26 protein-coding genes are annotated in these 25,958 nt (G+C 52.6%); 9 read left to right on the top strand and 17 right to left on the bottom strand.

What is annotated here, in order from left to right:
- The 8 genes from fusA to RHI63_RS11310 form a co-directional block, all read right to left on the bottom strand.
- On the bottom strand, nt 1–2,076 hold the full coding sequence (fusA, locus tag RHI63_RS11345; protein ID WP_149819527.1) for an elongation factor G: 2,076 nt from the start codon (nt 2,074–2,076) through the stop codon (nt 1–3).
- Nucleotides 2,077–2,150: 74 nt separating this feature from the next.
- On the bottom strand, nt 2,151–2,621 hold the full coding sequence (gene rpsG, locus RHI63_RS11340; RefSeq protein WP_149819525.1) for a 30S ribosomal protein S7: 471 nt from the start codon (nt 2,619–2,621) through the stop codon (nt 2,151–2,153).
- A 71-nt stretch (nt 2,622–2,692) separates the two neighbouring features.
- Nucleotides 2,693–3,097: a 30S ribosomal protein S12 gene (gene rpsL / locus RHI63_RS11335; protein ID WP_149819523.1), complete on the bottom strand. Its 405-nt coding sequence runs from the start codon at nt 3,095–3,097 to the stop codon at nt 2,693–2,695.
- 56 nt (nt 3,098–3,153) lie between these two features.
- Nucleotides 3,154–3,888 carry a 16S rRNA (uracil(1498)-N(3))-methyltransferase gene (locus tag RHI63_RS11330; RefSeq protein WP_310821607.1) on the bottom strand — a complete coding sequence of 245 codons (735 nt, stop codon included), beginning with the start codon at nt 3,886–3,888 and terminating at the stop codon, nt 3,154–3,156.
- A gap of 24 nt (nt 3,889–3,912) precedes the next feature.
- On the bottom strand, nt 3,913–4,755 hold the full coding sequence (locus RHI63_RS11325) for a methyltransferase domain-containing protein (RefSeq protein WP_310821606.1): 843 nt from the start codon (nt 4,753–4,755) through the stop codon (nt 3,913–3,915).
- Entirely contained in the window at nt 4,737–6,227 is a 1,491-nt protein-coding gene (locus RHI63_RS11320) for a leucyl aminopeptidase (protein WP_310821604.1), read from the bottom strand. The genes RHI63_RS11325 and RHI63_RS11320 overlap by 19 nt, the downstream gene beginning before the upstream one ends.
- A 55-nt stretch (nt 6,228–6,282) precedes the next feature.
- Nucleotides 6,283–6,702 carry a VOC family protein gene (locus RHI63_RS11315; protein WP_206201696.1) on the bottom strand — a complete coding sequence of 140 codons (420 nt, stop codon included), beginning with the start codon at nt 6,700–6,702 and terminating at the stop codon, nt 6,283–6,285.
- Between the two features lie 9 nt (nt 6,703–6,711).
- Nucleotides 6,712–7,998 carry an efflux RND transporter periplasmic adaptor subunit gene (locus RHI63_RS11310; RefSeq protein WP_206200243.1) on the bottom strand — a complete coding sequence of 429 codons (1,287 nt, stop codon included), beginning with the start codon at nt 7,996–7,998 and terminating at the stop codon, nt 6,712–6,714.
- Nucleotides 7,999–8,143: 145 nt separating this feature from the next.
- Here RHI63_RS11310 and RHI63_RS11305 point away from each other — a divergent pair, with 145 nt between their 5' ends.
- The 4 genes from RHI63_RS11305 (at nt 8,144) to RHI63_RS11290 (ending at nt 12,175) form a co-directional block, all read left to right on the top strand.
- The gene (locus tag RHI63_RS11305) at nt 8,144–9,445 is read left to right on the top strand and encodes a valine--pyruvate transaminase (protein ID WP_206200242.1); all 1,302 of its coding nucleotides are present in this window, start codon (nt 8,144–8,146) and stop codon (nt 9,443–9,445) included.
- Between the two features lie 36 nt (nt 9,446–9,481).
- Nucleotides 9,482–10,411: an Rpn family recombination-promoting nuclease/putative transposase gene (locus tag RHI63_RS11300; RefSeq protein WP_310744564.1), complete on the top strand. Its 930-nt coding sequence runs from the start codon at nt 9,482–9,484 to the stop codon at nt 10,409–10,411.
- 103 nt (nt 10,412–10,514) lie between these two features.
- Nucleotides 10,515–11,795 (top strand): glutamyl-tRNA reductase, encoded by a 1,281-nt coding sequence (locus tag RHI63_RS11295; RefSeq protein WP_206200238.1) that lies wholly within the window; start codon nt 10,515–10,517, stop codon nt 11,793–11,795.
- A gap of 5 nt (nt 11,796–11,800) precedes the next feature.
- Complete coding sequence (locus RHI63_RS11290) at nt 11,801–12,175, top strand: YraN family protein (protein ID WP_206200237.1); 375 nt, start codon at nt 11,801–11,803, stop codon at nt 12,173–12,175.
- A 5-nt stretch (nt 12,176–12,180) separates the two neighbouring features.
- Here RHI63_RS11290 and RHI63_RS11285 read toward each other — a convergent pair whose 3' ends face one another.
- From RHI63_RS11285 to queC, 5 genes are all read right to left on the bottom strand, one after another.
- A complete protein-coding gene (locus tag RHI63_RS11285; protein ID WP_206200236.1) occupies nt 12,181–13,608 on the bottom strand; it encodes a mechanosensitive ion channel domain-containing protein in 1,428 nt (475 codons plus the stop codon).
- A 125-nt stretch (nt 13,609–13,733) separates the two neighbouring features.
- Nucleotides 13,734–14,033, bottom strand: a complete 300-nt coding sequence (locus RHI63_RS11280; RefSeq protein WP_206200235.1) for a TMEM165/GDT1 family protein — start codon at nt 14,031–14,033, stop codon at nt 13,734–13,736.
- Between the two features lie 10 nt (nt 14,034–14,043).
- Nucleotides 14,044–14,208, bottom strand: coding sequence for a hypothetical protein (locus tag RHI63_RS11275; RefSeq protein ID WP_011057571.1), 165 nt, complete (start codon nt 14,206–14,208; stop codon nt 14,044–14,046).
- A 205-nt stretch (nt 14,209–14,413) separates the two neighbouring features.
- A complete protein-coding gene (gene dnaK / locus RHI63_RS11270; protein WP_310821603.1) occupies nt 14,414–16,330 on the bottom strand; it encodes a molecular chaperone DnaK in 1,917 nt (638 codons plus the stop codon).
- A 125-nt stretch (nt 16,331–16,455) separates the two neighbouring features.
- Nucleotides 16,456–17,157, bottom strand: a complete 702-nt coding sequence (gene queC / locus RHI63_RS11265; RefSeq protein WP_206200233.1) for a 7-cyano-7-deazaguanine synthase QueC — start codon at nt 17,155–17,157, stop codon at nt 16,456–16,458.
- A 143-nt stretch (nt 17,158–17,300) separates the two neighbouring features.
- Between queC and RHI63_RS11260 the strand changes: the two genes are divergently transcribed.
- Genes RHI63_RS11260 through RHI63_RS11250 form a run of 3 tightly spaced genes read left to right on the top strand, consistent with a single transcriptional unit; the run spans nt 17,301 to nt 19,422 of the window.
- A complete protein-coding gene (locus RHI63_RS11260) occupies nt 17,301–18,335 on the top strand; it encodes a Gfo/Idh/MocA family protein (protein ID WP_149819497.1) in 1,035 nt (344 codons plus the stop codon).
- A 60-nt stretch (nt 18,336–18,395) separates the two neighbouring features.
- Nucleotides 18,396–18,833: a hypothetical protein gene (locus RHI63_RS11255; protein ID WP_225901575.1), complete on the top strand. Its 438-nt coding sequence runs from the start codon at nt 18,396–18,398 to the stop codon at nt 18,831–18,833.
- Nucleotides 18,834–18,843: 10 nt separating this feature from the next.
- The gene (locus tag RHI63_RS11250) at nt 18,844–19,422 is read left to right on the top strand and encodes a 4'-phosphopantetheinyl transferase superfamily protein (RefSeq protein WP_302678331.1); all 579 of its coding nucleotides are present in this window, start codon (nt 18,844–18,846) and stop codon (nt 19,420–19,422) included.
- Nucleotides 19,423–19,476: 54 nt separating this feature from the next.
- On the opposite strand, the gene ribBA is transcribed toward RHI63_RS11250, so the two are convergent.
- Entirely contained in the window at nt 19,477–21,120 is a 1,644-nt protein-coding gene (ribBA, locus tag RHI63_RS11245; protein WP_225901720.1) for a bifunctional 3,4-dihydroxy-2-butanone-4-phosphate synthase/GTP cyclohydrolase II, read from the bottom strand.
- Between the two features lie 232 nt (nt 21,121–21,352).
- On the opposite strand from ribBA, the gene RHI63_RS11240 reads away from it, so the two are divergent.
- Nucleotides 21,353–22,339 carry a methyltransferase domain-containing protein gene (locus tag RHI63_RS11240; protein ID WP_310438502.1) on the top strand — a complete coding sequence of 329 codons (987 nt, stop codon included), beginning with the start codon at nt 21,353–21,355 and terminating at the stop codon, nt 22,337–22,339.
- Here RHI63_RS11240 and RHI63_RS11235 read toward each other — a convergent pair.
- Nucleotides 22,324–22,959 carry a YqiA/YcfP family alpha/beta fold hydrolase gene (locus RHI63_RS11235; protein WP_206200229.1) on the bottom strand — a complete coding sequence of 212 codons (636 nt, stop codon included), beginning with the start codon at nt 22,957–22,959 and terminating at the stop codon, nt 22,324–22,326. The genes RHI63_RS11240 and RHI63_RS11235 overlap by 16 nt on opposite strands.
- A 380-nt stretch (nt 22,960–23,339) precedes the next feature.
- On the opposite strand from RHI63_RS11235, the gene RHI63_RS11230 reads away from it, so the two are divergent.
- On the top strand, nt 23,340–23,759 hold the full coding sequence (locus RHI63_RS11230) for a photosystem I reaction center subunit II PsaD (protein ID WP_149819488.1): 420 nt from the start codon (nt 23,340–23,342) through the stop codon (nt 23,757–23,759).
- Between the two features lie 30 nt (nt 23,760–23,789).
- Here the strand turns inward: RHI63_RS11230 and RHI63_RS11225 are convergent, their stop codons facing one another.
- Both RHI63_RS11225 and RHI63_RS11220 read right to left on the bottom strand, forming a co-directional pair.
- A complete protein-coding gene (locus RHI63_RS11225; RefSeq protein ID WP_206200228.1) occupies nt 23,790–24,878 on the bottom strand; it encodes a patatin-like phospholipase family protein in 1,089 nt (362 codons plus the stop codon).
- Between the two features lie 2 nt (nt 24,879–24,880).
- On the bottom strand, nt 24,881–25,822 hold the full coding sequence (locus RHI63_RS11220; RefSeq protein WP_206200227.1) for a diguanylate cyclase regulator RdcB family protein: 942 nt from the start codon (nt 25,820–25,822) through the stop codon (nt 24,881–24,883).
- Nucleotides 25,823–25,958 lie beyond the last annotated feature (136 nt).

The following is a 25,958-nucleotide window of genomic DNA, read 5'->3' as shown; positions in this document are numbered from 1 at the left end:
CTATGCGTTCCCTTTATTTTTGGCAATGATCGCCTCAGCCACATTACGGGGGACTTCCTCGTAATGGCTAAATTCCATCGAGAAAATTCCCCGACCTTGGGTATTCGAGCGAATGTCAGTGGCATAACCAAACATCCGTTCGAGAGGGACTTTTGCCGTCACTTTGGCAATGCCATTTTCCACGGTTTGTCCCTCAATTTGACCGCGACGGGAAATGAGGTCTCCCATCACTGTCCCAAGGAATTCTTCTGGAACCTCGACCTCGACCTTCATCATTGGCTCCAGCAGCACCGGATTGGCTTTCATTACTGCCTCTTTAATGGCCATGGAGCCAGCAATTTTGAAGGCCATCTCTGAGGAGTCAACCTCGTGGTAGGAGCCATCCACTAATGTGACCTTGAGGTCAATCACTGGGTACCCTGCCAAAATCCCCGATTCACAGGCTTCCTTCATCCCCTGCTCAGCGGGTGGAATGTACTCTTTGGGGACGACACCACCAACAATTTTGGAGACAAATTCAAACCCAGTACCGGGTTCGGCAGGCTCTACTTCAATCACAACGTGACCATACTGGCCTTTACCGCCACTTTGACGGATAAACTTGCCTTCGGCACGGACAGGTTTGCGAATCGTTTCGCGGTAGGCCACTTGGGGTTGGCCAATATTGGCTTCCACTTTGAACTCCCGCTGCATCCGATCCACAAGGATCTCGAGGTGCAGTTCCCCCATGCCCGCAATCACGGTTTGGTTGGTTTCAGGATCAACGCTGACGCGGAAGGTGGGGTCTTCCTCAGAGAGGGCTTGCAGGGCTTTGGAGAGTTTTTCCATGTCCTGCTTGGTTTTGGGTTCCACAGCCACGGAAATCACTGGCTCTGGAATGTACAGCGATTCAAGAATCACGGGCGAGCTTTCATCGCAGAGGGTATCCCCCGTAAAGGTTTCCTTCAGACCCAAGGCAGCTCCTAAATCGCCGGCTCGCAGTTCATCTACTTCAATCCGCTCATCGGCTTTGAGCACAATCAAACGAGAAATGCGCTCTTTCTTGCCCTTAGTGGCATTGAGGACATAGCTGCCTTTTTTGAGAACACCGGAATAAACGCGCACGAAGGTGAGGCGGCCATAGGGATCCGACATGATTTTGAAGGCTAATGCCGCTAGAGGTTGATCATCGTCGGCAGCCCGCTCTACCTCTGTGCCATCGGGCAGATGACCTTTAATCGCTGGAATGTCAATGGGCGCTGGCAGATAGTCCACCACGGCATCAAGGAGCAATTGCACGCCTTTATTTTTGAAGGCGGAGCCACAGAGCATCGGCACAATGGTGCCAGCGATCGTCCCTTTGCGTAGGGCGGCGCGGATTTCCTCTTCTGTGAGTTCTTCCCCCTCAAAGTATTTTTCCATGAGGGCATCATCGGTTTCGGCAACTGCCTCGATGAGCTTGGTGCGATACTCTTCCGCCAGTTCAGTCATCTCGGCAGGAATTTCAGTGTCTTCGATTTCCTTGCCAAGGTCGTCTTTGTAGATTTTGGCGCGCATCCGCACCAGATCAACGATGCCTTTGAACTGATCTTCAGCACCAATGGGCAACTGAATCGGCACAGCATTTGCCCGCAGGCGATCGCGAATCTGGTCATAGACTTTGTAGAAGTTTGCCCCAGTGCGATCCATCTTGTTGACAAAGACGATGCGCGGGACGCTGTAGCGATCGGCTTGCCGCCACACGGTTTCTGACTGGGGTTGCACACCACCGACGGAGCAGAATACCGCAATCACCCCATCGAGAACCCGCATGGAGCGCTCCACCTCAATCGTGAAGTCCACGTGGCCGGGAGTGTCAATAATATTGATCTGGTGGTCTTTCCAAGAGGTGCTGATGGCGGCGGCTGTAATGGTGATGCCCCGCTCCCGCTCCTGTTCCATCCAGTCGGTAACCGTGGTACCCTCGTGCACTTCGCCAATTTTGTGCACCACACCGGAATAGAAAAGAATACGTTCAGTTGTGGTTGTTTTACCCGCATCAATGTGAGCGGCAATCCCGATGTTTCGCACTCGCTCTAGCGGGGTCGTCCGTGCCACAGCTACCTCCTTGTTTGTTGCATTACGTTAGAATTCTTAAATAATTGTATCCAACTCTTGAACCGTGTGACGGTTTAGTAGCGATAGTGGGCAAAGGCCTTGTTGGCTTCTGCCATTTTGTGGGTTTCTTCCCGTTTACGAATGGTGCTGCCGGTTTCGTTGGCGGCATCCATCAATTCATTGGCCAGCTTGGCGGACATCGAACGACCGGCTCGTTTGCGGGAAAATTGCACTAACCAGCGCAAAGCCAAGGCGACGCCGCGATCGGGACGAACTTCCATCGGCACTTGGTAGGTGGCACCCCCCACACGGCGGGCTTTCACTTCCACTAGGGGCGTTGCATTTTTTACTGCACGTTCAAAAATTTGCAGAGCATCCTCGCCGGTGCGCTCCTGTACGGTTTTCATCGCGTCATAGACAATGCGGCTGGCAAGGGATTTTTTGCCATTGAGCATAATCCGCTGGATTAACATATTCACCAGCACGTTGTTATAGACGGGATCAGGGGCAGTAGGCCGTTTTTGAGCGCGAGTGCGACGAGACATAGGTGTTTGCTGTTTGCTCTAGTGAAGTTTAAGATTTCAAGGGTGGACTCAAGGAGATAGGAGAACGGAAATTACTTCTTCTTGCCGGTAGCAGCAGCCTCACCGGGTTTGGGACGCTTGGCACCATACTTGGAGCGACCTTGTTTACGGTCTTTGACGCCAGCGGTATCCAACGTGCCACGGATAATGTGGTAGCGCACACCGGGCAAATCTTTAACCCGACCGCCGCGAATCATGACCACAGAGTGCTCCTGCAAGTTGTGGCCAATTCCCGGAATATAGGCGGTGACCTCAAAGCCAGAGGTGAGACGTACCCGTGCCACTTTGCGCAGGGCAGAATTGGGCTTTTTGGGGGTTGTGGTATAAACCCGTGTGCATACCCCACGCCGTTGGGGGCAGCTTTTGAGGGCAGGAGATTTTGTTTTCTTTTTCAACAGTTCCCGCTCTTGGCGGATCAGTTGCTGGATGGTGGGCATTGCTGCTTACGTTAATTTCACCGAACTTCTAGTGTATCGAGGTAGCCGTGGCGTTGTCAATGCTGTTGTGCCGTTGCGCAGTGCCTCTCAGTGTAATGGCTCACTAAGGTCAGGCTGGCGATCGCGGCGGTGACGGCTCTCAGGGTACGTCGCCCCAAGGAAAATGCTTGCCAACCAGCGGCCAAAACTTGCTCCACTTCTGAAGCTGTCCATCCCCCCTCGGGTCCGATCGCCAGATAAATAGGCTGGGAAAGATCCATCTGGGGCAAGCAGTCCCACAGGAGCTGTGAGGCATTCAAACTGGCAATGTAGCCCTTGGGGGTGAGGCTGACCATTTCGGCAACGGAGAGGGGATCACTGAGGGTAGGCACATAAAGACGCTCACTTTGCTCGGCGGCTTCTTGGAGAATGCGCTGCCAACGCTGGTATTTATTGGCACTGGGTTGCAGGAGCGATCGCGCTGTTTGAATCGGAATAATACGCTTGACCCCCAATTCCGTTGCCTGTTGCAGCACTTGCTCAAAGTTTGCCACCTTCAGTAGAGCTAGACAGAGAATAATTTCTACACTGAGCTCCGTCTCTTGCTTTTCAGCTTCCAATAATTCGACAGTCTGCCCATTCACACCAAGCGTGCCCCGCCATCGCTGTCCTTGGCCATCCAAAATCGAGATGACATCGTTATCTTTTAAGCGCAGGACATGGCGGAGATAGTGGACTTGCTCAGGAGTGAGCCACACCTGTCGGTCTTGGATTTGTGAGGGTGAGACGACTAACCGCTGGGGCGATCGCATGTAATGAGAGTCTCGTCAAACTCTTTAAGCACTGACAGGCTTAGTAGCTTCCATAAACAGAGAGTCGGGTTTGCGCACTTGGCCATCAACCACATCTAAGTTGTAACGGGAAAAGTCTGGAATGCAACTCTCAAAAGCAGAGACTACACGACAGTCGTGAAAACCACAAGCTTCAACCAAGAGTTTGAGAGAGTAGCCATCGTACATCCACAGATGCGCTTCACCACTTAAGCGAAACAGCCCCACACTAAGGGCATCCACTCCTCGTTTTCCAAGAATTGGCCAAACTAAAATTTTCGCGAGTAACTCACGGGGATGACGCAGTGGTCTCAGTATTTTTTTGAGAAAGCTCTTAGCTGTTTGCGGTTGTTGAACTACCTTGAAGAAATCTTCAGCTTCTTGGCCAATGCGAGATCGGACAAAGTCAGGATTGGGAATATTTGGATTTAGGAGATAGGCCGCCATTGCGCCACCCCTGTGATGGCGAACGAGTTGATCTAAAAGCTCTAATTTAAGCCATTCATAGTTGGCAGGTTCTGTTTGCCTGCCATCTCGTAACGCATCGAGTTCAGCTAAGTAGGCACGAGTGGTTTGCTCTAAGTCGGGAACTACTATCCGCAGAACACCATTCGGCTTCAATATTCTATAGGCATCGCGTAGAAAGTTTTCTGCTTCTTGGCAACTCAGGTGCTCGCGAACGTGGGAAGAGTAAACAGCATCGACTTCTTCTTCCTTAAAAGGTAAACCTCGGCGAATATCCCAGCGTTTTACGCCCGCCACCGCTGGTGCCACATCAAAGTTAAGCCACTCTGGATGGAAAGTTTGACCACAACCAACATTAACTAGTTTTAGGGACTGAGACTGCATAGCCACTCCACCAATGTGCGCACAGGGTAGCCTGTCCCACAGGGATTATTGTAGCCATCCTCTTTTTCTGTCCAGACAGGACCGGCAATGTCAAGGTGTGCCCAAGGGGTGTGATCGACAAATTGCTGAAGGAATAGGGCGGCGGTAATTGATCCGGCCGATCGCGGACCGGTGTTTTTCATATCGGCCACTTGGGACTTCATACCCTCAAAGTATTTATTTTCAAGGGGCATTTGCCAGAATTTTTCACCGGAGCGATCGCTGGCCTTTTGCAGAGCTTGCGCCAATTCTGAATTGTTGCTCCAAAGACCGGCAATATTATCCCCTAAGGCAACAATACAGGCACCGGTCAGCGTTGCCAAATCAACAATGGCATCTACGCCTAGTTTTTCGGCATAGACCAGGGCATCGGCAAGGGTGAGGCGGCCTTCAGCATCGGTGTTGTTGACCTCGATGGTCTTACCGTTGGAGGCGGTGAGAATATCCCCCGGATGCAGGGCACGGCCACTAATCATGTTTTCAGTGGCAGCAATAATAAAGTGAACTTCAATGCCAGCGGGTTTGAGTTGACCGATGACCTTGGCGGTTCCCAAAACGGCTGCGGCTCCCCCCATGTCCATTTTCATGGTTTCAATGCCCCCTTGGGTCTTGAGGTTGAGGCCACCGGAATCAAAGGTTAACCCCTTGCCAATGAGGGCAATTTTCTTCTGGACATTTCCGGCGGGAGTGTAGGTGAGGTGAATAAATTTCGGCGGTAGATCAGATGCCTGGGCCACTCCCAAAAAGGCACCCATACCCAAGGCGGCACACTCATCGCGCTCCAAAATTTTTGCCGTGAGGCCGTAGGTAGCCGCCAATTGCTGAGCCGTTTCCGCAAGGGTGACAGGCGTCACTTCGTTGGCCGGGGCATTCACGAGTTCGCGCGCCAAAATCACCCCATCACAAATCTGCTGGGCACGGGTCAAGGCCGCTGCTTGCTCCCCACCCAACAGGCTGACGGATTCTGGATAGGGCAGGAGTTTACGAGCTTCGGGATCCGACTTAAAACGCACATCACTGTGGAGGGCAAGGAGAACTCCTTCGGCAATGGCTTGGGCAGCATCCGCCGCCTCTAAAGTCTCATGGGGCAGTGCCATGCCTAATGTTTTTGCACGTTCACGGCGAGCCGTACGGGCAATGGTCGCAGCAGTGCGGCGCAGGGTCTCTAGGTTAAAGTCATCGCGATTCCCCAAGCCCACAAGGAGAAGCTTTTTAATGGGGAAGTTGGGCAATAGGCGCATCAGAAGGGAGGTACCGAACTTGCCTTGAAATTCCCCTTCGTTGATCAGTTCCTGCAATAGACCGTTGAGGCGTTGATCAAGGGTCGTGTAGGGGTCGGTGAGGGTGAGGGTGCCTTCCGTTTGAAAGACGGCGATCGCCAGTAAGTCCCCCGACCAGTCGGGAATGACTGTAGTAATTGTTTGCAGTTGCATGCCTATCTACGACCCAAAAATCTCTCAACCCCCTTATTTTATCGGGGTTTAGGCCTCAGCAGGAACCCAGACACTGCAAAAATTCAAGGGGCAAGCCATCGCAGTCACGCATAAAGGCGACGTGATAGAGGTGCGACCCAATCACTTGCTGAGTGGGCTTCAGCAGTAGCTCAAAGGGTAAATTCTGTGCCTTCAACGTTTGCGCCACCTGATTGAGCCATGTTTCAAGGGGGTCAGGATGGTCACTGAGATCAAAGGAAAGATGGTAGTAGCCAACATAGTGCTCATCGTGAAAAGGGTCAGCAGCAGGGTGGGGTTCAGGGACTTGCAGAAGTTCAAGGCGGGTGTGCCAGCCCTTGAGCCAACAGGCAAGGGTATAGCCCGTGGTAAAGCGGACATCCATCGTGAAGCCTAGGCATTCATAGAAGGCGATCGCCCGCTGAATATTGGCGGTGCGGATGGAAACGTGGTGCAAGCCCATAGACTACTCCTGTTTTGGCCGCAGCCGTTCCGGAAAATCAATAAAGACCCGCTCACCCGCCCTCAGGCCGCTGATAATTTGCGTTTGATCTTGCCAGCTACTGCCAATGGTGACGGGGCGGAATTTTGGCTGATTGTCTTCACCCACAACATAAACACCCGTTTGACCGCGCTCAACGGCAATGGCCACCGTCGGCACCAGCAGAGCGTTGTTAATTTTTTGTCCCAGAAAATCTAAGTCCACATTCATCCCAGAACGCAGCTTCTGCAACCCAGTAACAAGGGAGACCCGCACTTGAAAGAAGGTGACATTTTGCTCCACCACGGCTTCGGGTGCCACTAAGCGTACTCGTCCTTCAAAGGTTTCCCCCGGATAGGCATCGGCACGGATTTCAACAGGTTGCCCCACAAGCACTTGGCCAATGTCCACTTCTGGGACTTCGGCAAGAATTTCTAGGCCTTGGGCAATGGCCACAATTGAGGTGGAAGTGGCAGAGGTCGTGGCAGAGGCGGTGGTGGTGGGTGTCACAAAGGCTCCCGGATTGGCGTACTTCTGGGTAATAATCCCCGTAAAAGGAGCGCGAATCACTGTATCTTCGAGGGCAGCACGCGCGGCTTGGACTTGGGCTTGGGCAGCAGCCACGGCCGCTTCCGCTTGACGGATCTCTTCAGTGCGGGAACCCCGCTGTAACAGTTGCAGGCGCTTTTGAGCTTCATTCAGGTTGGCGATCGCGCTATCCCGGTTTGCCTTTAGTTCATCAAGGGTATCGCGGGGAATCGCACCCTCAGCCGCGAGCAATTCATTGCGTTTCAGGCGTTCTTCTGCCAATTGAGCACGGGTGGCGGCTGCTCGCACTTGGGCTTCGGCTTGGGCAATTTCCTCGGCACGGTTACCGGCAACCACGCGATCGCGACGGGCAATGGCATCGGCGAGGTTGGCTTGGGCTTGAGCCAGTTGCGCCTGTTCATCGCGGTTATCCATACGGGCAATGATTTGACCCGCCTTGACCCGATCGCCCTGCTCGACGTAGAGTTCGGCGAGAAGACCTGCCCGTTTTGGACTGATATTGACGGTTTGCACAGGCACCACTTTGCCCGTGGCAGCAATGCGAGCGACTAAATCGCGACTGTCTTGAACGGGTACGGTGTAGCGATCGAGATCAAGGGGCGTTTGGCGCGATCGCCACAGCAGTAGGCCACCACTGCCAATCAAACCAGCAGCAATCACCCCAATCACGAGCGATCGCCAAGGGGAAGAAGGTTTACCAACAAAGGGGATAAACGCTGCCATGAATGCCTTACAGTTCTTGGCCTATTCTAACGTTATGTTACAGTGACCCACCGAATAGCAGCATTGACCGTATCTATTGGTTCCATCTGTCCCTCAATAGAAGCGCAGATGCTATCCTAACCAATACTGTCTATGTCCTTTGCCTATGAATCCTGCACTCTCCCAGATTGGCCAGCAAATGTCCCAACTGACGGGAGTTCGGGCAATCATGAAGGATATTATTGAGACGTTGCGCCTGAATCGCGGTCAAGACCTGATTAACCTGAGTGCAGGTAATCCCCTCATTGTCCCTGAGGTGGAGCAACTATGGCGCGACTGTACCCACGAGCTAATGGCCAGCCCAGAATTTGGCCAAGTGGTCTGCCGCTACGGCACAAGCCAAGGGTATGAACCGCTAATTGCTGCCGTTGTCGATGATTTTAATCGCCGCTATGGTTTGAACCTGACGGAGCGCAATGTCCTTGTCACCCCCGGCAGTCAGGCCATCTACTTCTTTGCTGCCAATGCTTTTGGGGGCTTTAGCGCCAACGGTGAATTAAAGAAAGTCGTTCTCCCCTTGAGTCCAGAATATACGGGTTATGGTGGCGTCAGCTTTACCCCTGATACCGTTGTTGCCTATCGTCCGCGCCTTGAGATTTTTGAAGCGGATCACACCTTTAAGTATCGTCCCGACTTTCAACAACTCCACATTGATGAGACGACTGGATGCGTCATCTTCTCTCGTCCCTGCAATCCGACGGGAAATGTGCTCACGGATGTCGAGGTGCGGCAAATTGCTGATCTCGCTGTCCCCTATGGCGTTCCAGTGTTGATTGATGCTGCCTATGGCCCCCCCTATCCCAGCTTGAACTTTACGGAACTAGCACCCGTTTTTGGCGGCAATATTGTCCACTGCCTCAGCCTCTCAAAAGCAGGACTGCCGGGGGAGCGGGTGGGGATTGCCATTGGCGATCGCGAGATTTTGAGTGTTCTCGAAGCCTTTCAAACCAATGCCTGTATTCATGCCTCGCGCTACGGTCAGGCGATCGCGGCCTTAGCCATTGCCAATGGTGCCCTAGCCGAAGTATCCGTCAATGTCATTCGTCCCTTTTATCAGCGCAAGTTGACAGTTCTCGAAGAAACCCTACGAACTGCTTTGCCCAACGACCTTCCTTGGTTTTTGCATCGCGGTGAGGGGGCGATTTTCGCGTGGCTATGGCTACGGGATTTACCCATGACAGATTGGGAATTATATCAACACCTGAAGCGAGCAGGGGTGATTGTGGTTCCCGGCAGCTCCTTTTTCCCCGGCTTGACCGAGCCGTGGCGCCACAAACAGGAGTGCCTGCGTATTAGTCTCACTGCCAGTGATGAGGAAATTGCCCTTGGCATGCAACGACTAGCCGCCACCATTACACAGGTGTATCAAGAGTTCCCTAGCCGCTCCTACTCTGATGTCCTCGCTTAAGCCCTCCTTCATGGGTGAGTACTTCCTCATTTCTCAATGCGCCGTGACTCCCTCTTTTACCAACTGTTTGCCCAGCTGCCCCAGACACTGTTTGACCTTTTGGGAATCAATCCCCCCCAGGGCTACCGCTTTGACTCCGTGGAGCTGAAGCAAACGGCCTTTCGCATTGATGGCGTCTTTCTGCCTCCTGACCCCTCAGGAACCGTCTATTTCTGTGAAGTTCAGTTTCAGCGCGATAACACCCTCTACGAACGTCTCTTTGCTGAGATTTTTCTCTATCTGCGCCTGTACCGCCAAACTTTCTCTGATTGGCAAGCGGTGGTCATTTATCCCCATCGCCAAGCCGAACAAGTTTCCTTTGAACCCTATGACGTGTTGGTCAAGAGCGATCGCCTGCGGCGGGTGTATTTGAATGAACTGGGGTCACCAGCGGAATTGCCCTTGAGCCTTGCCCTGATGCAGTTGATGGTGGTACCAGAGGCAGAGATGCCCAGAGTCGCTCGATTACTTGCCCAGCGCAGCCAGACCGAAAGAGCGCCAAACTTGGAAGCCATAATAGAGTTAATCACTACCATTGTGCTGTACAAGTTCACCAAGCTGAGTCGGGAGGAGGTGCTGCGCATGCTGGGGTTTACGACGGAGGAGCTGAAGCGGACACGGTTTTACCAAGAGGTCTATGCCGAGGCACAAGAGGAAGGGTTACAACGGGGCTTACGGCAGGGATTGGAGCAAGGATTACAGCAAGGACTGCAACAGGGATTGCAACAGGGATTGCAACAGGGATTACAGCAGGGAGAAGCACTGGTTGTTTTGCGCTTCCTCAGGCGACGGTTTGGGGATTTACCGGCTGACCTTGAAGCAGCAATTCGCCAACTCCCATCCACCCAGATTGAGACTTTGGCAGAGGCACTCCTTGACTTTGCGACCCTGGAAGACCTGAGGGACTGGCTCAGGAATCTCGGTTAGGGAGAATCCTCCTTTAGTAAAGACTTGCAAACAAGCGTGAAGGAGGCTCAAGAATCCTGATACAACAATTGATGGAGTTGCAGCCGAACGTCAACCGATTCCTATGAATATTGCTGTCATTGGCTTGAGTCACAAAACCGCCCCTGTGGATGTGCGCGAAAAATTGAGTGTGCCAGAGGATGTGCGGGAGCGGGCACTGCAACATCTATGCGGCTACGCCCATATTCAGGAAGCGACCATCCTTAGCACCTGTAACCGCTTAGAAATTTACATTGTTACTAGTGACACTGAGGTGGGCGTGCGGGAAGTGCATCAGTTTCTCAGTGAGTGGAGTCATATTCCCCTGCCCCAACTGCGTCCCTACCTCTTTATCCTGCTGCATCAGGATGCGGTGATGCACCTCATGCGGGTGGCTTCGGGTCTGGATAGCTTGGTGATTGGCGAGGGGCAAATTCTCTCCCAAGTGAAGCGCTGTCATCAGTTAGGGCAGCAGTACAAGTCCATTGGGTCTATTCTCAATCGCCTCTTTACGGGGGCGATCGCGGCCGGTAAACGGGTACGCACAGAAACCAGCATTGGGACGGGGGCGGTCTCCATTAGCTCAGCGGCGGTGGAACTCGCCGACCTGCGGTTGCAAAATCTCCAGAACTGCCGCATTGCCATTGTCGGTGCGGGCAAAATGTCCCGCTTGGTGGTGCAACACCTGATTGCCCGAGGGGTGAAAGAAATGAGCATTATCAACCGCTCCTTGGAACGGGCACAGGAACTGGCGCAGCAGTTTCCCGAAGTACGCTTTGAACTCTTTACGATGACAGATCTACTGCCGATTGTGGCAGCAATGGATTTGGTCTTTACGGGTACAGCAGCGACACAACCCCTCTTGGATCGCGAGAATTTAGGGTCGGTGCTCACGGGCGATCGCCCCCTATCAATCATTGATATTTCCGTGCCCCGCAATGTCCATGCCAACGTGACGGAATTGGCCTCCGTACAACTGTTTAATGTGGATGATCTCGAAGCAGTCGTCGCCCAAAACCAAGAGGCGCGACGCCAATTGGCTCAAGAGGCCGAGGGTATCCTTGAGGAAGAATTAGAGACCTTTTTGGCTTGGTGGCACGCCCTAGAAACGATTCCCACCATCCGCAGTCTGCGCCAAAAAATGGAAGCGATCCGTACCCAAGAGCTGGAAAAAGCCCTCTCCCGCTTAGGCAGTGAGTTTGGTGAGAAACATCAAGGGGTCATTGAAGCAATGACGCGCACAATTATTAACAAGATTCTCCATGATCCAACGGTGCAACTGCAATCACAGCGGGATTTAGAAAGTCGTCAACGCGCTATGCAGACCCTCCAAGACTTGTTTAATCTCGAACCCATTGAAGCCTAGGGCCTATGCGCCACGTGGGCGATCGCGGGGAAGCGGTAGTTGTCGCGTGGCTACAAACCCAGCAGTGTCAAATTTTGGCTCAGAACTGGTCTTGCCCTTGGGGTGAGCTGGATATTGTTGCCTGTGATCCGCGGGGGGTGGTGCGCTTTGTCGAAGTGAAAACCCGCCGTTCCCGCAACTGGGATTGTGATGGCCTCGGTGCGATTTCCCCTAGCAAGCAACGCAAACTCATTTTGGCCGCCCAAGCCTTCCTAGAACGTCAGCCCCAGTGGCAGGATCATCCCTGTCGCTTCGATGTGGCCTTGGTGCGATACCAAGCAGGTACCTATCGGCTGCATCAATACTTGGAGCACGCATTTACGCTGGACGCCACCGATTGAGCACTTTACCAACTCAGCAGTTTTTGCAGGCGATCGCGAATCCAGTTAATCGGACGACTTTGATCCGCCTCTTGGCGACTCAGTTGCTGAAGCTCCTGTTGATGTTGCGCCAGCACATCCTGACGGCGGGCGATCGCTACCGCAATATCATCGGCAAGGGAAGGATGTTCTTTTAGCAACTGTTCAAATCCCTCCCGTGGTAGGACAAACAAGACCGTATCCGTCATTGCCATCATCGTTGTTGGGCAGGCCACCCCCAGCATCAGTGGTAGCTCGCCAAAGTGCTCCCCCGGGTTAAACGTCATCATCGGCTTGAGTTCACCATTCTCCTCATAGACCGCCGCCATCTGCCCCTGCAATACGATGTAGAAGTTACTGATTGCCTCCTGAGCACGGAACAAAATTTCCTTCGCTGCCAAGTGCTTGCGGTAGCCCGATTCGATGAGAAAGCGTAATTGCAAGTCATTCATGCACTGAAAATAGCTCACCTGCTGAAGCAGCGACTTTAAAGAGGGCGTTGCCGGTGCCAAGGGCATGCCTACCGTTTCGGCTGGCTCACTGAGGGGAGAGAGCGCTGGCGCATTGCGGATCCAGATGTCCCGTTGCGGGAAAGGAATCGAGATATTATGCTGCCGAAAGTAATAATCAATCTTGAAATTGAGACTGCTCTTGATGAACACTCGCCGCTCAATGGCATCCGTCCATACCCAGAGTTCAAACTTAAGGGCAGAATCGCCAAATTCACGGAAAATCACCCGAGGGGCTGGCTCCCTGAGGACATCTGGTTCAGAATGCGCAATATTGAGCAAGACTTCCGTCACCAAAACTGGATCTGTCCCATAGGCCACCCCAATGGGAATATCAATACGACCGCGATGGGTTTCGTAGTACCAATTCAGCACCGGACTATCGGCAAGGTAGGTATTGGGCACCACCACATTTGAACCGTTAAAGGTTTGAATCACCGTGGCTCGCATCGAGACTTCCTGAACGTAGCCGCTGATGTTTTCAATTTCCACAAAGTCACCGACACGCACTTTGCGCTCAATCAGGAGCGTCAGGCCACTGATGAGATTGCGGGTGACATCCTGCAAACCAAAACCAATCCCCACCCCCAAGCCACCAATAATCACCGCTAGGGAATCGAGATTAATCCCCACTGCTTGCAAAACAATAATGTAGCCCAGTGCTCCCCCGGCACCACTCATCACAGTGGAAATGGCCTCACGGTTGCCTAAATCCAAACCAAGGCGGGGTAGGAGTTGATTTTTCAGCACCCCCTTGAAAAAGCGCGCCAAAATGGCAACGAGGATGAGCAACAGCACCACTTGAAACAGCCAACGCAGGGAAATCGTTTCCCGCCCAAGGCGAAACAACGGTGCATCGGCAATACTAACGAACGATGACCACAGTTCAATGACTTGGGATGGCATTCTCCACAGTCTCCTCAGGGGTTCACAAACTTAGACAGTGCCTAAACTAACCCCCTCACTTTAGCAGGGGGCGATCGTCAACTGAAGGAACTTTCTCGCGCCATTAAGTGGCGATATTTTGGTCATCAAAGGCTTGGGTGCAGCATATCCCACAATAGCCAAAGGGCGATCGCCAAGAGACTACCACCCGTCAGCGTTTGTAATCGCTGTTCCGAGAGGTACTGTGATAGCCAGCGACCAATCAATACCCCAATCAAACTAGTGGTTACTAAGGCCAAAGCTGCTCCCAAAAACACCAACCAAGGGGAGGCAGCGCGGGCAGCCATGAAAAATACAGCAATTTGAGTTTTATCGGCAAATTCAGCCAAAAAAACGGTTAAAAACGCAACCCCGAACTCTCGCCATGGCAACGCGCGCTTAATCACCGACTGCCCTCTAGGCGTCCGTCATTTCCTCAACCGTCTCGGTGGTTTTCGTCTCTGGGCGATTCTCCGTATTTAGGCGGCGGCTGTAGCGACCCGAAGAACGCTTGCGAAACTTGCGAGCATAGGCTTGGTTACGAAGAGCTTTTTCTTTCTTGGGATTGCGGCGTTTGGCCATGCTTACCTCAATGGTGGGGTGGTCTCAGCACTCAACAAAAATTAAGGACAGAAACTTTATTCTATCGGAATTTTTCCCCTAGCACAAGAAGCCTGTGATCGAAAAAACTGTGACTATACCCCCTCACAAAAATGAGAAACCCCCTAAGCTTTCACCTAGGGGGAGGAGGAGTCTTGTTCTGGCAGAAAGTTGCGAATTTAAGGGACTACTTGGTTTCCGAAAACTCAGCGTCAATCACTTCGTCACCACCACCACTGCTACCGCTGCTGCTGGAGCCAGTTCCATCACTGGACTGCGCACTTTGATAAACACTGGAGCCGACGCTGTAGAGGGTTTGTTGCAGATCCTGCATCAGCGATTTCACCCGTTCAAAATTAATGGATTCAATGGGTTTCTTCTCGGCTTCAGTGCCGATTTCCGAGCGCAGGTTAGCAATGAGGGCGGTGAGGCGGTCTTTATCGCTGGTGGAGACTTTGTCAGCCAATTCGGATAGTTGTTTCTCCGCTTGGTAGCAGAGTTGTTCCGCTTGGTTTTTGGTCTCGATTTTCTCGCGTTTGGCTTTATCAGCAGCGGCATTCATTTCTGCTTCGCGCACCATGCGTTCCACTTCATCCTTAGGCAGCGTTGAGGCGCCGGTGATGCTAATGGACTGCTGTTTGCCGGTGCCTTTGTCGCGAGCGGTGACGTTGAGAATACCGTTGGCATCAATATCAAACGTGACTTCGATTTGGGGCACACCGCGGGGTGCCGGCGGAATGCCATCCAAACGGAAGGTACCGAGGCTCTTGTTATCGGCGGCCATTTCCCGCTCCCCTTGCAGGACGTGGATTTCCACATTGGTTTGACCATCAACCGCAGTAGAGAAGACCTCGGATTTTTTCGTCGGGATCGTGGTGTTGCGAGGAATAATTTTCGTCATCACGCCGCCAAGGGTTTCCACCCCCAAAGACAGCGGTGTGACATCCAGCAGCAGGATATCCTTGACCTCACCGGCGAGAACCCCCGCTTGAATGGCAGCACCCACGGCCACGACTTCATCGGGGTTCACACTCTGGTTGGGGTCTTTGCCCAATAGCCGTTTGACCAGCTCTTGGATGGCAGGAATGCGGGTAGAGCCACCCACCAGTACCACTTCGTCAATTTGATCTTTAGTGAGTTTGGCGTCCTTGAGGGCTTGCTCAACGGGTACGCGACAACGGTCAATGAGGTCAGAGCAGAGTTCCTCAAATTTGGCGCGGGTGAGCGTCATGTCGAGGTGCTTAGGCCCATCCTGCGTTGCAGTAATGAAGGGCAGGTTAATTTCCGTTTGCATGACGCTGGAAAGTTCAATCTTGGCTTTTTCTGCCGCTTCTGTCAGCCGTTGCAGCGCCTGTTTGTCTTTGCGCAGGTCAATGCCTTCTTGGGCACGGAAGGATTCAGCCAAGTAGTCCACAATTTTCTTGTCAAAGTCGTCACCACCAAGGTGGGTGTCCCCGGAGGTGGCGAGCACTTCAAAAACGCCATCACCGACTTCAAGGATGGACACGTCAAAGGTACCACCGCCAAGGTCAAAGACAAGGATGGTTTCATTGGCTTTTTTATCTAGGCCATAGGCCAAGGAAGCGGCGGTGGGTTCGTTGATGATCCGCAGCACTTCAAGACCGGCAATTTTGCCAGCGTCTTTGGTGGCTTGGCGCTGCGAGTCGTTGAAATAGGCGGGCACAGTAATCACCGCTTGGGTGACTTCCTCGCCAAGGTATTTGCTAGCATCCTCTTTTAGTTTGCGCAGGACTTGAGCAGAAATTTCTTCGGGGGCAAACTGTTTGCCAAGGGCGGGGCAATCCAGCTTGACGTTGCCATTGACGTTCAAAACTTTGTAGGAGACCTCGGTGGCTTCGTGGGTCACCTCATCAAAGCGACGGCCAATAAAGCGCTTCACAGAATAGAAAGTATTTTCGGGGTTCATCACTGCTTGCCGTTTGGCAATTTGACCCACGAGGCGATCGCCATTTTTGGTGTAGGCAACAACGGAGGGCGTTGTCCGAAACCCTTCAGCATTGGCAATAACCGTGGGCTTGCCCCCTTCCATGACGGCCACACAGGAGTTGGTGGTCCCCAGATCAATTCCGACAACTTTTGCCATAGCGACGAAAACTCCCTTTGCAGGCTAACTTCGATGCGGGGCACAGCACCCATATTGGGCTTAACCCTCTCTCCTTCCTATAGTGCGATCGCTCCCGCTCTCTGCAAAAGGGGGATTTACCGAACCTACACAGGGTGGTCAGCCGCGTAGGGCAAAGGATCCACAAGCCCTAATTCGGCAAAGGCCGCTAAACGCAATCGACAGGCATCGCAGCGACCACAGGCCTGTTGGCCATCGCTGTAACAGGACCATGTTTTTTCCCAAGGAACGCCGTACTCATTCCCCAGACGAATGATGTCTTTTTTATGAAGTTCAATGAGGGGGGTGACAATTTCAATGGGCTGACCTTCACGTCCCTGCTTGGTACCCAAGCGATAGACCTCCTGCATTGCAGCAATATAATCAGGCCGACAGTCGGGATAGCCAGAGTAATCGAGGGCATTGACGCCAATATGAACCGTTTGCGCCCCTAGGGCTTCGGCATAGGCAAGGGCAACACTCAAGAAAATCGTATTGCGGGCGGGGACATAGGTAATGGGAATCTCTTGGCTCATGGTAGCCAGATCGCGATCGCGAGGCAAGTCAATCGTTAAATCAGTCAAGGCAGAGCCGCCCCACAACTGCAAATTCAAGGAGACCATTTGATGCTGAATCACGCCGGCGGCGGTGGCAATGGCGATCGCGGCTTCTAATTCCCGCCGATGGCGCTGCCCATAGTCAAAGGAAAGGGCATAGCAAGCATAACCCAGTGCCTTGGCACGAAATAACACCGTGCTGGAGTCTAACCCCCCTGAGAGCAACACGACGGCCTTTGGTGTCGTCATCATAGCTGTCTATCAAAACCTTTACATTTGGCAATGCTGTGGTAGCATCTTTCTGAAAATGTTCATTCTGTGAGTTGCTACTTACGGCGGGCGATCGCCAACACCAAGCCTTTCCCCGGTTGCGTAGAGGAGTGAAATAACTAGACATGAGTTCTGCCGTCCGTCCCCAGCCCGAACCACTGCGCATTGGCGTTATCGGTGTTGGCAACATGGGTCAGCACCATACCCGTGTTTTGAGTTTACTCAAAGATGTCGAACTTGTGGGCATCTCTGACGTGAATCTGGAGCGGGGCATTGATACCGCTAGCAAATATCGGGTGAAATTTTTTGAAAACTATGTGGATTTACTGCCCCACGTTGAGGCGGTGTGTATTGCCGTGCCTACCCGTCTCCACCATGAAGTGGGCATTACCTGCTTGCGTCACGGGGTACATGTCTTGGTGGAAAAACCGATTGCCGCCAGTATTAGCGAAGCAGAATCGCTCGTCAACGCAGCAGCGGAGTGCCAGTGCATCCTCCAAGTCGGACATATTGAGCGATTTAACCCTGCATTTCAAGAACTGAGCAAAGTTCTGCGCACTGAGGAAATCCTTGCCCTTGAAGCCGATCGCATGAGTCCCTACTCCGATCGCGCTAATGATGTCTCAGTGGTTCTCGACTTAATGATCCACGATATTGACTTGCTATTGGAACTCACCAATTCCCCTGTGGTGCGCCTAACGGCCGCCGGCAGTCGCTCTGCCAACTCTGGGTATCTGGACTACGTGACCGCCACATTGGGCTTTGCCAACGGCATTATTGCCACTCTCACGGCCAGTAAAGTCACCCACCGCAAACAACGACGCATTGCTGCCCACTGCAAAAATTCCCTCACGGAGGCAGATTTCCTAAAAAACGAGATTCTTATTCACCGCAAAACCACGGCATCGTGCAGTGCCGATCATGGCCAAGTTCTCTACCGCCAAGACGGTCTCATTGAGAAGGTCTATACGAGCAATATTGAACCCCTCCATGCCGAGTTGGAGCACTTCGTCAACTGTGTTCGTGGTGGTCAACCTCCCTCGGTGGGTGGGGAGCAGGCACTCAAAGCGTTGCGCTTGGCCAGTCTCATTGAGCAGTTAGCCCTTGATGGCCACAGTTGGGGACAGTTGGATGCTTCCTTGGCGGCACTGATTCGTTAGCACGCATCGCCCTCGTTTCCTTGCGCTAGGGTAGTAAGTACAGCAGCGAGGGTTGTGTCAATGACGGATCTGGAAGGTTGTGCCTTTTTGGCAGCCCAAGCAAAGGTGAAGTCCTATCTCGCCTACTGGTTTCAGCTGGGCAAACGACTGTGTATTTGGGGCGGAGCGCATACGGTGCTGCCGCAACCTGTCCTTCAGGGCGATCGCTACAGTCAAGCCTTTGAGGCCTGCTGGGTCTATGTGATCTCTGGTCAGGCAGGAGACTGCTTTCTTGAGGACACGGCGGAGACGATTACGCAACTCTTGAGCGACTGTTGGGACATTACCCCCTGTGCCCGCTGCCAAATGCCTGTGCCTCTACCCTGTCATGGGTTACCCCCTGTACACTGTCCCTGTGCCAGTCTGCCCAATTGGCCGAATTTTGAGTTACCGCTGCCCCGTAGCCCCATTAATCCCCGCACTCACCTATTGTCACTAAAAAAACGCCTCAGTCTTTAATGTGTGGGATTTGCCCCTACCCCCGATTGTTGCCCCTCAATGGCAGGCGCCACACGACAATCTCACCTTGTATTCCCATGCGCTGCATCTTTGGTGGTTAACGCTTCCCCCTGATGTGCCCCGTGAGGTTACCCTGCGCGCCTATTTACGACGCTATCAGCCGAATCTTGGCGAGAAGCCTCTACCGCGTACCGCTGGGGGTAAGCCCTATTTGGATGCTTTGGAATTTAACTGGAGCCATAGTGGTAACTTAGCGGTGTTGGCCGTGAGTGGCCGGGCGGCTGTAGGGGTAGATGTAGAAATATTGCGCCCCTGTCCTCAGCGTTCAGCCATTAGTCGGCGGTTTTTTGGGGCGGCTCTGCAACAAAGGATATTAGAGGGGAGCGATCGCTCGTTTCTACAGGCTTGGACATACTATGAAGCGTGGCTCAAGGCTCAGGGGATCGGGGTATGGCAGCGGACGGCGGCTCAGCCTTTAGAACATTGGGCAGTCAGTTTCCCCGTGGGCGATCGCGCCATTGCCAGTGTTGTTGTGCTAACGCCAACGCCGCTCCAGTGTGTCTTTTTTTGGCCAGAAGTAGTGGGATAAATGAATGTTCACACTTGAAAACGGCGTAGATGCTCCAAGATATTCATCGACGCTTTAACCTGCTACTGCTGACCATGAATAGATGAGATGAGGTTGCCACTCACTGGGGGGCTGTTGGGTGTAGGCTTGGCGATCGAGATCCATCGGTAGGTTGAGCATTGGATCGCTGCCGGTGGCCACGAGAAACTCAAATCCCTTCAGGGTTGGCCATTGGCAAAATTGCCGCAGCAGGGTTTGCACCGCCAAGACATAGGGATGTTCTGGCTGCTGATACCACTGGCGATCGGCCACATGGGGTTGGTCAAAGCCAAAGTGAACAATCAGGTCAGGATGTCCAAAGATGGCCTGCGCAACGGGCCGAGCTTCTTCGCGCACTAGCAAATGGACGCCTGCGGCCAGATGACGTATTTTTTCCAACCGCTCATAGCGATCGCCCGCATCTAATTGCGACTCCTGCCAGCGAAAGGCCACTGTGATCAGGTAAGTTTGTAGCAGTAGATGCCCCAGTTTCTCCGCCTTAGTCGTCAAGTAGGGGGTGTTGTAGGGCGTCGCTTCAATCAGCAGGGGCACCCGATCCACCACTTCGAGGCCATAGCCCTTGAGGCCAGCAATTTTACGGGGGTTATTGGTAATCAGGCGAATCTGCTTCACTCCCAAGTCATTGAGCATTTGGGCGCCAACGCCATAGTTACGCAAATCCGCTGGGAAGCCGAGGTGCTCATTAGCTTCCACGGTGTCCATTCCCAAATCTTGCAGGGAATAGGCACGTAGCTTGTTGACTAGGCCAATGCCACGACCCTCTTGGCGCAGATAAACCACCACACCGCGTCCTGCCGCGTTAATCATTTTCAGAGCCGCTTGCAGTTGCATCCGACAATCGCAGCGCAGTGAACCGAGGGCATCGCCCGTCAAACATTCAGAATGAACGCGCACCAGCACGGGTTGCTCGCTAAACGTGGCAGGATCTCCTTTGACAATGGCGACGTGCTCCGATTGATCGAGGGAATTGCGATAGCCATAGATTTGAAATTCACCGAACTCCGTCGGTAGCTTGGCCACAGCTTCGCGGCGGACAAAACGCTCATGCTGGAGACGATAGCTAATTAAGTCGGCAATGCTAATAATCTTCAGTTGGTGGGTGCGAGCATATTCAATGAGTTGGGGCAGCCGCGACATGGTGCCGTCGGGATTTTGAATCTCACAGATGACCCCCGCTGGGTAGAGACCTGCCAACCGTGTCAGATCGACGGCGGCTTCGGTATGGCCGGCTCGCTTGAGAACCCCCCCAGGGCGCGATCGCAGGGGAAAGACATGGCCGGGGCGACGTAAATCTTGAGGCTGGGTCGTCGGGTCAATGAGGGCTTGAATGGTGCGGGCACGGTCTTCGGCGGAAATGCCTGTGGTCACGCCCCAACGGGCACCGGCATCAACACTCACCGTAAAGGCAGTTTGGTTGCTATCGGTATTTGTTGTTACCATTAAGGGCAAATCCAATTCATCGAGGCGATCGCCCTCCATGGCGAGGCAAATCAATCCTCGGGCATGAACCGCCATAAAGTTAATCATGGCTGGGGTCACACGCTCAGCGGCACCAATGAGATCCCCCTCATTCTCACGATTTTCATCATCCACCACGACGATAACTTCACCCCGCCGCAGGGCATCCAACGCAGATTCAATCGAGTCAAACACAGGCACATCCGCCAAGGCAGTTCCTTCCAGAATTTTTAAGGCTCCTTATTATTAAGTTACAGCCTTTTTCACGAGGATTGGGTGCCCGCAGCACTAGCAGGTAGGATTGCACCAACTTTTCAAGATAGTATTGAACAGCGTACGATCTCCCACGAAAACCCATCTGTGGCTCTTTCCCTTGTGGAAATGCTAAAAACCTCGTCATCATAGTGAAAGGTTTCACCAGCCAATCTGCTGCATGTCTCATCTATTGCTCATACTGGTTATCATTGTTGGCGCGTTAGTCCTCCTAGGGTTAGCGCTTTATCTCCTGTTTCCTCGCAAGTACGAGTCTGCCCGCTCTGTCGCCGAGTCCTATGACGACTGGACCAATGACGGCATTCTTGAATTTTACTGGGGTGAGCATATTCACCTTGGCCACTATGGTTCGCCCCCCCGTTGTAAGGACTTTCGCCAAGCAAAGGCAGATTTTGTCCATGAAATGGTGCGCTGGGCGGGTCTCGATCGCCTGCCGCCGGGGACAACGGTTTTGGATGTGGGCTGTGGCATTGGCGGGAGCAGTCGTATGCTAGCGCGTGACTATGGCTTTCACGTGACGGGAATTACAATCAGCCCTGAACAGGTACGGCGGGCGCGGGAACTCACTCCTGCGGATCTCAATGTGCAGTTTCAGGTGGATGACGCTCTAGCCTTGTCATTTCCAGATGCCAGCTTTGACGTGGTTTGGTCAATTGAGGCCGGCCCCCACATGCCCGATAAACAGCAGTTTGCTAAGGAATTACTCCGTGTCCTAAAGCCGGGGGGGATTCTTGTGGTTGCCGATTGGAACCAAAGGGACGATCGCCAGCACCCCTTGAACCTCTGGGAGCGGCTCATTATGCGGCAGCTATTGGATCAATGGGCACACCCCGCCTTTGCCAGTATTGAAGGCTTTGCCGAAGCCCTTGCCGCAACGGGTTTAGTGGCTGGAGAGGTGATCACTGCTGACTGGACACAGGAAACGCTCCCCTCGTGGCTAGATTCAATTTGGCAGGGAATTGTGCGACCAGAGGGGCTGATTCGCTTTGGCCTACCGGGGCTAGTAAAATCTTTGCGGGAAGTACCCACCTTTCTGTTGATGCGGCTTGCCTTTGGCATGGGACTGTGCCGCTTTGGCATGTTTCGCGCCGTGCGAGCAGAAGTTCCTGCGGTCTCCCTTGACCCAGCCTCTCAAGTTAACTGCTGATAGATGATTGGATACATCATGCCCCAAATGGCCGGCTGTACATCCTTGAGAGCGTGATCACTGTCCAATTCCACCCGACTCACCCAAGGGCGGCCTTCACAGTAGCGACGACTGGCTTCGATGGGAATCACCTCATCCTGAAGACCATGGAAAATGAGGGTAGGCACAGGCCGCTGCAGCTGGCGATCGTCGTACTCTAGTAAATCCTTGGCAAAACCATAGCTAAGGGGGAGCAGGCGTTCTTTGGTGTAGTGATACACCTCCAGCACACCCGTTTCTTGCCAGCGGCGGTATTGATCGCCCAAGCGCGGCAGCCAATGGATCGCAAACTCAAAGGCAGGTGCCAGCAGAAACAGTTGCACCACTTGGGAATGCTTTTGCGCTAGCCAAGCAGCCGTCAGGCCACCAAAACTGGAGCCAATCAATGTGACGGGTTCCTCTGGGGCGAGCAGCGCTTCTACCTGGTCAATTTGACGACTTAAGGTCAAATGAAAAAAATCCCCCTGATTGAGATCAGGAATGAGTAGCGGTTGACCGAGTTCCGCAAAGCGATCGCGAAAATACTGAGCTTTACTTGAGCGCGGCGACGAGGCAAATCCATGGAGGTAGAGATATTGCATTGCTCAATAATCCCTTGTGAGGAGCGGACATATTTTTGTCGCACTTTGTCAATAATCTTAACAAATTAGCCCTTTAGCCATAGGTTGTTCAAGGGTGATCATTGAAAATAATTCAGAATGCTGATCAAACAGCTCAACAACAATTCCTTATTTTGAAGGAACTGTTACAGTTTCTCACAACTCGCATCAACACCGCGATTTCAATGCTACGATGCCGTTGAATCTGGCTACAGCCCTTTTCGCAAGGAGGGCAAACGCTCAAAACTGCGAAAGCCCCTATGGGAGAGGATTGCATCCCCTTTATGGTTCCCATATCCAAGAAAAGGGTTGTATCTGGCCGATCTTAAGAATGAAAACGTGAGAGATTGAGGATCGAACGCATGACAACACTCACTGGGCAACCCCCGCTCTATGGTGGCAGCACTGGCGGCCTCCTCAGCGCAGCGGACACCGAAGAGAAATACGCCATCACCTGGACAAGCCCCAAAGAGCAGGTTTTTGAAATGCCGACGGCTGGGGCTGCGGTTATGCGTGAAGGGGAAAATCTTGTTTACCTTGCCCGTAAGGAGCAGTGCCTTGCCCTAGCCGCTCAGCAACTGCGTCCCCGCAAAATCAATGACTACAAAATCTACCGCATTTTCCCCGATGGTGAAACGGTGTTGATCCATCCCAAGGATGGTGTTTTCCCTGAGAAGGTGAACCAAGGGCGTGAAGCCGTCAACTCAGTGCCCCGCTCCATTGGCCAAAATCCCAATCCTTCGCAACTGAAGTTCACCGGCAAGAAGCCCTACGATCCATAGGTCGGTGCTGAGCTATCTCCTGATGACCCCCTATGGATCAACCATGGGGGGTATTGATTTTAAAGTAACGTTGTGATTGAGCAGTGCTGCTGTAGAGGTTTTTAACTCATCGGGATTCAAGAGTGCTGCCGTAGAAGCCTTTAACTCCCCATGGGTTTGGCGCAGGGTTCTCAGGTTCTGCGCAAGGGTGAGGATCGGCTCAATGGCTGCCTTGGCATCGGCATACCCTTGTGCTTGCAGGGCGGCAATGCGATCGCTCCGGAAATCGAGCAAGCTTTCTAGACTCCCCAGTACAACCGTGTTTGAAGTATTCAGCACTGTCTGTGGTCGAATCTCAATGATTGTCAAATTAGGGAAGTCATAACGATTCCAGGGCACCCCATCCTCAAGGTGAATGACAATGGCATGGGTACAGCCCCGCTGCGCCAACGCTCCCAAGGGCACATTATCCTGAAGTGCCCCATCCACATAGGTTTGACCATTGACCTGTCGCTGCGGAAAGGCCAAAGGAACGGCCGCACTCGCCAGCAGCAAGTTCAATAACGTCTCTGGGTCATCCATATCCTGTGCCCGCAGCCACTCAGCTTTTGTGCCTGTCCAAACGCGACACATGTCAATCAATGTCATCAACAGGTTATAGCCCAGACCCGGAATTTGCAATGAGGGAAAAACCGTTACCCAAAGCTCCGTACCCCGTTTCAGTTGGTTGTAGTTTACATAGGAGTGCACAAGTTCTTCGATCGGGCGCGGGTCAAAGAAGGAATAGCATTTGGGGAGAATCCCCGTCACTGTCAAAAAAGTATTGATCCATCCCCCAAATTCAGGTAAGGCAGATTGGATGCCATAGCTGATGAGAATGCTGAGCCAGTTGGGGTTGGCGGAGATGATATTGGCGGCACCAATCTCACGCCAAATCTCCTCGAGCTTGCTCACACCCCGAGCCAATTGCTGGGGATAGCTGGCAATGATGGCGCCATTGAGGGCACCGATACTGGTACCTGCAATAATGTGCGGTTCAAATCCCTGTTCAGCGAGGTAGCGCAGTGCCCCCACTTGGTAAGCACCTTTGGCACCACCACCCGTGAGGACTAAACCAACTTTTGAACCAGTGTTTAGCATAATCACTCCTTGGATTTCAGAGACTGGAGGGAATGCAACGTTGCAGCGGCAGTTTCATGAACAATCCGCTGAATGACTTCTTTGGCATCTAGGGTATAAGGAGGGTGCTGAAGGACAAAGGAAGGCTGCTGTTGGCAGTATAGTGTTGACATATTGCGCAGCAAGGGATAGGAGTCTGAATAGCGGCAACTCGCCAGAATGTCGTAAACGATCTCTGTATCCTCTTGTGCTGTTGCTTGCCGAGTTACTTTTAGCAGCGTTGCGGTACTGAAGAAATGCTTGGGTAAGTAGTGCCGCTGGTGCGCCAAAATTTCATTCACCAGTAGGTCGCGATAATAAGTGACTTGTTGTTCAAGTTCTAGGTAGGCAATGGAACTGTTGTAGATTTCGCGGGCTAAAAATAGGATTTGGATAGCCCAAGGGAGATCGTGATAGCTTTGGCCACTTCGCCAGAGAGAGAAAATGCGATCGAAATCTTCCCGTGCCGTCACTCGCCGTTCAAGGGTAGCAATACGTTTCTCTTGCTCTTGAAACTTGCGATCGCAGGTCTCAATTAAACTATTCAATAAACTACTCAATGCCTGCGTGTTGTGATTAAGCCCCTCACGAGTTTCTCGAAGAGAGTGCTGAGTAGCTACAAGACATTCACGAGTTTCTCGGAGGGAGTGTTGGGTAGTGACAAGAGCATACTCAGTAAATTGCAGCTTTTCAATCAGTTCATTGGTAATGCTCAGTAATGCTTCCTGTCCTCGGGTCAAGTTTTGGGCAAGAAGGGTATCTTGCTGGTAAGTGCGACCTGTTAAACTATCCAGTAACCTACCCAAAAAACCTCGATTGGCGCGATACGCTATCAAAGACTGATTTGTGTGAATGCTGTTAGCTAAATCAATCAGTAGCTGATCATTGGCAAGAGGGATTCGCTCTTCAATGGCTAAGTAATTCATAAAATCTACAACGCAAAAAATTACTTTAATCGACTTAAATAAATCGGCATCATCAGCAGTCAGGGAGTACTGGGGGCTAGGTTAGCACAAAAGATAAAAAGTGTTGACACTGTACGGTAAGGAAAGTCGAATCTGC

Source organism: Thermosynechococcus sp. GLH187 (assembly GCF_031583395.1).
GTDB lineage: Bacteria > Cyanobacteriota > Cyanobacteriia > Thermosynechococcales > Thermosynechococcaceae > Thermosynechococcus.
Note: the sequence above shows the minus strand (reverse complement) of the source record. Positions and strands in the feature narration are given on the sequence as shown.

Excerpts from the sequence above, each read along its gene's own strand:
- RHI63_RS11235 (WP_206200229.1), bottom strand. The coding sequence starts at position 22,959 with ATGCAATATCTCTACCTCCATGGATTTGCCTCGTCGCCGCGCTCAAGT.
- rpsG (WP_149819525.1), bottom strand. The coding sequence starts at position 2,621 with ATGTCTCGTCGCACTCGCGCTCAAAAACGGCCTACTGCCCCTGATCCC.
- RHI63_RS11305 (WP_206200242.1), top strand. The coding sequence starts at position 8,144 with ATGAATCCTGCACTCTCCCAGATTGGCCAGCAAATGTCCCAACTGACG.
- RHI63_RS11320 (WP_310821604.1), bottom strand. The coding sequence starts at position 6,227 with ATGCAACTGCAAACAATTACTACAGTCATTCCCGACTGGTCGGGGGAC.
- dnaK (WP_310821603.1), bottom strand. The coding sequence starts at position 16,330 with ATGGCAAAAGTTGTCGGAATTGATCTGGGGACCACCAACTCCTGTGTG.
- rpsL (WP_149819523.1), bottom strand. The coding sequence starts at position 3,097 with ATGCCCACCATCCAGCAACTGATCCGCCAAGAGCGGGAACTGTTGAAA.
- RHI63_RS11230 (WP_149819488.1), top strand. The coding sequence starts at position 23,340 with ATGACAACACTCACTGGGCAACCCCCGCTCTATGGTGGCAGCACTGGC.
- RHI63_RS11290 (WP_206200237.1), top strand. The coding sequence starts at position 11,801 with ATGCGCCACGTGGGCGATCGCGGGGAAGCGGTAGTTGTCGCGTGGCTA.
- RHI63_RS11310 (WP_206200243.1), bottom strand. The coding sequence starts at position 7,998 with ATGGCAGCGTTTATCCCCTTTGTTGGTAAACCTTCTTCCCCTTGGCGA.
- RHI63_RS11295 (WP_206200238.1), top strand. The coding sequence starts at position 10,515 with ATGAATATTGCTGTCATTGGCTTGAGTCACAAAACCGCCCCTGTGGAT.
- queC (WP_206200233.1), bottom strand. The coding sequence starts at position 17,157 with ATGATGACGACACCAAAGGCCGTCGTGTTGCTCTCAGGGGGGTTAGAC.
- RHI63_RS11220 (WP_206200227.1), bottom strand. The coding sequence starts at position 25,822 with ATGAATTACTTAGCCATTGAAGAGCGAATCCCTCTTGCCAATGATCAG.
- RHI63_RS11285 (WP_206200236.1), bottom strand. The coding sequence starts at position 13,608 with ATGCCATCCCAAGTCATTGAACTGTGGTCATCGTTCGTTAGTATTGCC.
- RHI63_RS11225 (WP_206200228.1), bottom strand. The coding sequence starts at position 24,878 with ATGCTAAACACTGGTTCAAAAGTTGGTTTAGTCCTCACGGGTGGTGGT.
- RHI63_RS11240 (WP_310438502.1), top strand. The coding sequence starts at position 21,353 with ATGTCTCATCTATTGCTCATACTGGTTATCATTGTTGGCGCGTTAGTC.
- RHI63_RS11255 (WP_225901575.1), top strand. The coding sequence starts at position 18,396 with ATGACGGATCTGGAAGGTTGTGCCTTTTTGGCAGCCCAAGCAAAGGTG.
- RHI63_RS11260 (WP_149819497.1), top strand. The coding sequence starts at position 17,301 with ATGAGTTCTGCCGTCCGTCCCCAGCCCGAACCACTGCGCATTGGCGTT.
- RHI63_RS11275 (WP_011057571.1), bottom strand. The coding sequence starts at position 14,208 with ATGGCCAAACGCCGCAATCCCAAGAAAGAAAAAGCTCTTCGTAACCAA.
- RHI63_RS11330 (WP_310821607.1), bottom strand. The coding sequence starts at position 3,888 with ATGCGATCGCCCCAGCGGTTAGTCGTCTCACCCTCACAAATCCAAGAC.
- RHI63_RS11300 (WP_310744564.1), top strand. The coding sequence starts at position 9,482 with ATGCGCCGTGACTCCCTCTTTTACCAACTGTTTGCCCAGCTGCCCCAG.
- RHI63_RS11325 (WP_310821606.1), bottom strand. The coding sequence starts at position 4,755 with ATGCAGTCTCAGTCCCTAAAACTAGTTAATGTTGGTTGTGGTCAAACT.